The organism is Nonlabens sp. (genome assembly GCF_039941875.1).
In the GTDB taxonomy this organism is placed as follows: Bacteria; Bacteroidota; Bacteroidia; order Flavobacteriales; family Flavobacteriaceae; genus Nonlabens.
In genome coordinates this window covers 58,053-64,999 of record NZ_JBDVDQ010000013.1, presented here as the reverse complement: position 1 = coordinate 64,999, position 6,947 = coordinate 58,053, and the positions used below count along the sequence as shown (strand labels likewise).

General features: G+C 34.3%; 5 protein-coding genes. All 5 read right to left on the bottom strand.

The genetic code is table 11. The features are described 5' to 3' along the window. Positions 1-253: 253 nt before the first annotated feature. Complete coding sequence (locus ABJF08_RS07490; protein WP_348115484.1) at positions 254-811, bottom strand: type 1 periplasmic binding fold superfamily protein; 558 nt, start codon at positions 809-811, stop codon at positions 254-256. A gap of 23 nt (positions 812-834) precedes the next feature. Beyond that, entirely contained in the window at positions 835-3,300 is a 2,466-nt protein-coding gene (locus ABJF08_RS07485; RefSeq protein ID WP_348115483.1) for a TonB-dependent receptor, read from the bottom strand. Positions 3,301-3,353: 53 nt separating this feature from the next. Continuing rightward, positions 3,354-3,641 (bottom strand): hypothetical protein, encoded by a 288-nt coding sequence (locus ABJF08_RS07480; RefSeq protein WP_348115482.1) that lies wholly within the window; start codon positions 3,639-3,641, stop codon positions 3,354-3,356. A 99-nt stretch (positions 3,642-3,740) separates the two neighbouring features. Continuing rightward, entirely contained in the window at positions 3,741-4,751 is a 1,011-nt protein-coding gene (locus tag ABJF08_RS07475; protein WP_348115481.1) for a hypothetical protein, read from the bottom strand. A gap of 170 nt (positions 4,752-4,921) precedes the next feature. Then, positions 4,922-6,895, bottom strand: coding sequence for a putative porin (locus ABJF08_RS07470; RefSeq protein ID WP_348115480.1), 1,974 nt, complete (start codon positions 6,893-6,895; stop codon positions 4,922-4,924). Positions 6,896-6,947: the final 52 nt, after the last annotated feature.

The window sequence follows — 6,947 nt, the reverse complement described above, 5'->3', positions numbered from 1 at the left end:
CGTCCTGATTCAATTTCTTCTACTACTTGAAGCTTAAAAGAAAGCGAGTAGTCTTTTTGGGTACGTTTCACATAACCAATGTTTATAGGTGTTTTCATTACACTAAGATTTTAGTGTATCGCTATTCTAGGACGGGACACCCATATAAATCAAAAAACCGCTCTGTATAGAGCGGTTTTTTTTATGCAATAAATCTATTCACTGTTTAAGACTAGATAAATATGGCTATTGTTTATCTAGAAATTAAATGAAATTACTGTACTTGGAAATCAAAAGTAACCTCTACGTCAGTTTCTCCACCAGCACCAGTTAATGTGTTATCATTAGGTTTTGTAGGCTCGTGACGTAATACTATAGTTAAGTTACCAGTACCAGCAGCACCTGTATTAAAAGTAGTACGTAAACCTAATGGATTACCGTCAGGATCTACATCAGTCTTTGTGATGCTAACCCCATTTACAGTAGCATTATAAAAAACTTCATGCTCATCAGCTTCTTCCAGTACTTCTTCAGTAATATCCTCTGCTGGAGATTCTAGTTCGTTTAAAAACTGAACTGAACCTGTGTAATTAGTGTTTGCAGTTATGTCTCCTATTACCGTTTCTACTGGATCATTAGGTCCTTCACCGTCTGCATCTAAAGATCTGAAAACAACTTCGTCCGTTGCATCTGCAGTATTGGTTAAAGTGTAAATTACTGTTGTAATTACTTCTTCTTCATTGATAATAGTAACGTCGTCATCATTATCACAAGAAGTGATCGTAAATAAAGCGATTGAAGCGATTGCTAAGGTTTGAATTGTTTTTTTCATAGTGTAAAAATTAAAAATTAAAATTAAAAGTTATAAATGAGTTGTAATTGTATGTCTCGTCCTACATCGTCGGCATAGAATCGTTGTCTATTCAGATAATTGCGATAAGTAGTATTAAATATGTTATTTAAGGTAAGGTTTATTTTGGTGTTCGCTTTCGCGAAAGCATAACTCAAACCGACATTCCACAAGCTGTAAGCATCTGGAGAGCTAGATATATCTACTGTAGAAGTCATGAACTCGCCAACATCATTAATAGTAGTAACATCATAATTATTATCAGGAAAACGTGTTTGTTTCCATACAGACTGGTTAGCTACTTTAAAATCTAAACGATCTACAAGAACATTGTGCCAGGTAAATTGAGTTTGAATTTGTGCAGGCGGCATGTCTATTAATGGTCTGTCATTATTAGAATCAGTTCCATGAATGTAAGAGAAATTAGTTTCTAAACTTATTAATTTTACTACATCATAAACTATCTCATTAGTCTCTATTTTCATTTCTTTAGAAGGTTTTTTAGTCCAGAAATCATAACTAGCATGTAGATCCACACCGTATAAACGCGCATCAATTTGTTCGTATTGAAAAACAGGGAAAGCACCACGTGTAGTTGTTTCTATACCTGTAGGGATTAATTGAATAAAATCATTGACAAAATTCACATAAGGATTGATCTCAAAATCTAGTTTACCTACATTACCATGAAGAGTAGTGTTGATTTTAAAAGATTGTTCTTTCTTTAAATCTAGCCTTCCTAATTCTATTGTAGCAAGGGCATGATGTAATCCATCGCTAAATAATTCACTAGGGTTAGGAGCACGATTTGCTGTACTTAAATTAATGGCGAGATCATAATGATCATCAAATAAATATTTTGCACCTGCTGTAAATGCAAATAGGTTATAATCAAATTGAGGGTTAGTCAATATCTGATTGCCTTGTTCATTTACTTCAAATTGAGGAAACTGTTGATCATAGCCTAAGTCTTCCCAACGGCTTTGTATATAAAATTTTTCGGCATCTATTTTATAATAATCGTAACGTAGTCCAGCATCTAGAATCCAATTATCTGAAGGAAGATGAGTAACGCTGGCAAATGCTCCTGCTTTGTTTGCACTGTAATCTGGTATCAACCTTCTAACTCCTGTATTAGAATCAGGACTATTTACCTGATTCATGTAATCTATACCTACCTCGAATGTAGTTTTTTCAAATCGGTCTATTAATCCATAAAGGCTCACATTTTGAGTTTGTAAATCTATATCTAAAGATGCTCGACCTGCGTTATCACCACGTCTTATATCAAACTCTTTGCGATTATTAAATTGAAACGAATAATCTAAAGTTAATTTACCTAAACCAGTAAATCTTTTATATGCATTAAGTTGAATACCATGATGAGCAACTTCTTGCTTAGGTACATCTATGTCATGAGTAAAGTCATTTATTATAGTAGGTTCTCCAGAGTTAATACTACGTACTAGGTCACTTGCATTACCTATATGAGAGGCTCTTAAAATTCCTATTTCTGTGTTGTAAAAGGAGTACTTTAAACTAGCACCGTATTCAAACTTTTTAAAACCTAAAGCTAGATTTGCTGCTGCTGTTTCACTGCCAGTATTACTGAGTACGTAATTAGGCGCATCATAATCACCAAGTTTTTTGTAGGTTAATGTAGCTTGTTGATACCATCCAGATGCTCGGTAATTATTTATAGTAGAAGTAACGCTACCGCCACGACCATTAGTCTGACCTTGTAAAATGGCATGACCATTTAGGGTGTCTTTAGAAATAACACGAGCTGGTTCTATAAGAATAGTACCACCTATGGCATCACCACCATATCGCAAAGCACTAGCACCTTTAATAACTTGTATGCTACTAGCGGTATTCAAATCTATGTTAGGTGCGTGCTCGATGCCCCATTCTTGATCTTGCTGTCTCAGTCCGTCATTAACAATAGCGACACGGCTACCATATAGTCCATGAACTATAGGTTTTACAACGCTATTACCAGTTTTTAAAGAACTGACACCGGCAACAGAAGAAAGCGCATCACCTAGTGTGGCACCACTATAGGATTCGATAGTTTCCTTATTAATCCTGGTGCTAGATTGTGTGCTAGCATGATTATCATGCACGTCTGCAATAACTTTAACTTGGTCTAAGTCGTTTACATGATGCTCTAGTGCTATGTTTAAAGTTTTGTTTTTAATTATATTAATAGATTGTTTTTTAATTTCACAGTCGAAGTGAGAAATGCTTAATTGATAATTGCCAGGGCAAAGATTAGGTATTTCATAAGATCCATCGATAGAAGACGTATAGGTTTTTTGTAGTTGGACTACATAAATTTGTGCTAGCTCTAAAGGTTGTGAATCGTGAAAATCTACTATTTTTCCTTTGAGCACAAGATCGCAATCTTGCGCATTTGTGTAACAAAAGCTTATAAATAAAGCCATTGCCACGAGTTGTTTCGTAAACATTAGGGGTATTTAAATTACTATTTTATGCAAGGACATATGTCCTTTTAAGATATTTAAATAGTAAAAGGCGGTGGCCTAGTGGTGTGGATGGTAGGTTGAGATTCGGTTTTTGTAAACGCGATACCTACAACTATCCTATCTGTAAAAGGAATAATTTCTAAAACCTGAAAATCTATCTGAGAAGATAGATCGAAAGATTGTGACTGAAAATCATGAGCAACTATACAAATCGCGCACTCCTGCCCATGGTCATCATGAGAAAGTTCATGAACCACTGAAAGCTGCGCTACTGTAAAAAGCAACAACAACAAAGAGGCAATTATAGATTTATAATTAGTCAAGCGTCAAAAGTAAACTATGTTATGTTAAAAAAAAATTAAGATTCAAAAAAAAGGCTGTCCGATTGGACAGCCTTTTTATTACTTTAAATTTATTAAGAATTAATCTTCAGAATAAAAATCTACAGAACTAGCACCTGCTAGTGTATTGTTTACTGTAGGTGCAATGTTACCACCAGCAGTTACATTACTAAATCCTAGTACACGTCCACCACCGTTTGCAATTTCTGCAATAAGAACAGTATTTGTGTTCGTATCATAAGTAACATCTACTGGGTTACCCATAAATGTTGCAGCACCTGCAACTCTAGTCTGGATTCCTGCGATAGCAAGAGTACCACCATCTGCAACAGCTCCTATAGAAGAAGTTGCGTTACTAATAATGTGAAAACCACCATCAGTATCAAAGTCAGTACCAGTTGCAGCACCTATGTCAGTCATGATTAATAAGTTATCCTCTGCATCATAAGCGATACCGTGAGTTCTTACAATACCTTCTATAGTTATCGTTTTTGTTGCAGCTAGTGCTCCATCAGAAGAGTTGCTTAAGAAGTTGTTGAATATAGCAAGATCTCCTGAAGAATCAACTACTGCATAAAGATCGTTACCTACAAATTCTACACCCCATACTGGAAAGCTAATGTCGAATTGATTTCTTAATTGTAATCCATTTGCTGTTCTAGTGTATACATAAAATACGTTGTTAGAATTATCTGCAACAACTATAGAGTTACCACTTACCGCTAATGCTCTAGGACTTGCAAAATCAACTGATCCACTTGCACCAACTACTGCTGAAACTCCACCAGTTAAAAATGATTCAATATTTACAAATGCATTAAGATTATTTGAAGATCTAGAAGCTACAAATAATTCGTCAGTTGAACCGTCGTATTGGATACCTTCATTAGAAGTAGAAGCAGTAGTTAGAGTAGTGGTAGAAACGTCATTGCTTTCACTGAAATCATAAACGGTAATATCTCCATTATTCACGCTTGTAGCATATAACTCTGCTCTGTCAGCTCTTTCTTCATTGATGTTATCGTCGTCATCACAAGATGTAAAAAATAGGGAACCGGCGATTAGGCAAATTGATAAAATTTTCGTTTTCATAGTTAATAGTTTTATTATTTACGTGAACATACGTAATAATCGCAGCCATGGTTTTTAATAATGTTAAATCGTTATTTGATTTAACATTATTTAATATTTGAACCCTTAAAAATTAAATCTTTAAGAGTTCATTGATAAAGTGTTAAGAAAATATGTAGAGTAGAAAATTCCTACAAAAAGAAGTTCCAAACTAAACCAAAACGGATGGTAAAGTCTCGATATGGATTACGTGGGGCACTAAAGTAATCAGTGTTACTTGCAAAAAGTTGATTAGCATGTTCTAATTTAAAGAAGATTCTAGTCTGTCTTATTTTTGCATTGATAAATAAATCTACCATAGGAAAACCGCCTAATTCATCTGTATTCTGACTATAGAATTCACCTAGTACAGGATCATAACCATCCATGTGGTATTTTGTAAAATATTTAGCTGTGATACCTGTTTGAAGTAATAAAGCATTTTTAAATAACCTGTCCTTATAATAAAATGTACTGCGCGCTGTAAAGTCAGGCACGTTAATCATGTCATCAGTCTGTGTGACATTTTGATACATTATAGTATTATCGAGTCCAAATTTTCTTAAAAACTTGATGTCTTTATTTACTTTAACTTTTAAATAGGTGATATCTCCACTAGTTTGAAGTGGTGTAGCGTTGTAACCTGTAATAGTGCCGTCAGTGTCTGTGATTTCAGTTTGTGAAAAATATACGTGATCTTGAATAGTGGTGAAGGTAACTTGGGCGTTTATAAATTTTTCAGAGTTGATTTTAAAATCTAGCTCCTGTTTTTCTATGTTGTTAAAATTGTTTTGCCAGTTGTAATTGATATAATCACTTTGGTGAAGTGTGTAAATAAAATCTGGAGCTCTGGAGCTTATAGCAATTCCAGCATTTACATCAAAATCTTTAAATTTATAAGAAGCCTGACCGTTAATAAATTGTCCGTCTAGGTCACCAGCTATATTTACACCACCGTTTGCGGTAATATCAAATTGACCGACGCGCTTTGCAAATTCTGCTTTAAATTGATAAAGTTCACCTATTAATCTATTATTAATAACGCCGCTGGCTAGATTAATTAATCTGTCATAACCATAGTTGTATTTATGTCTAGCGACACCAGCTTTATAAAAGCCTAATAAATGATGGTCATAAGAGACACCTGCTTCTATCATTCCTTCTTCTAGATTTGTTTTATCTTCTAGATTAGTTGAAATATAGGACGCTCCTAAAAAATCATTGTCAGCTGTGGTTTGAGAAAATTTATAGAACTTATCTTCATAATAGGCTTTATTATAGATACGACCACTGTAATAAGAAGTACTGTCTTTATCACCTATTAATTCATAATCATGATCTATATAAAAGCGTTTCCCATCTAAAATGCTCTCTGCATCAGTTAAATTTGGTTCTAGTCGTCCACGATTACTTAAATCATCTATGTCGTCTATGAAGCCTTGAAGTGATGCAGCTTCTATACCACCATTTTCCTCATTAAAATGATCTTGAAATACTGTGTGCAATCTTAATCGATACCTTTTGTTTTTAGAGGTGTAATTAGATGTGAATTTAAAATTACCAGAGCTCGTAAGTGTATTTACATAATCTCCCGCACTGCGCACTCCTTTATAGCTAATGGAAAAATTAAATTGAGGAGATAGATTTGATGTAAAGAGTGCTTCTAACTGTTGACCTTGATTTACTACAGTTTTAAAATATAAGTCTGTTAATGGGGTAGGGACGTAGTAGTCTAATATATCATCTATCTCATAATAATTCTGATGTCTGGCTTGTGATCCCATTCTAGGTGATAGAAGGTCTAGATCAAAACTTTTTCCTAATTGATTATAAGGTTGCCCCACGTTATGAAACGGGATGTATTCAAAATCATCTTTGCGTAAAAAGTTGAATTTAAAATCCTTTGCCATGGTAAGCGTTGTGTCCAGGTGTGTAGTGTCTCGCTTTTGAGTGATAATAAGATAGTCTGTAATAGGCGGTTTTTCTCCTTTTACACTGACCTCTTTCTCATTGGTAGCGTTATTAAGGTTATCGTATGTTCCTGTTCCATTTTGCCCAAAAGTTTCTTTTTCTTGAGAAAAAAGAAATAATGGCACTAAAAACAATAAAGATAAAAGACGTTTCATAAAAAAGGGTACACTCTCAAGGTTCAAAAGTAACCATTTAAACGTTTTTAAA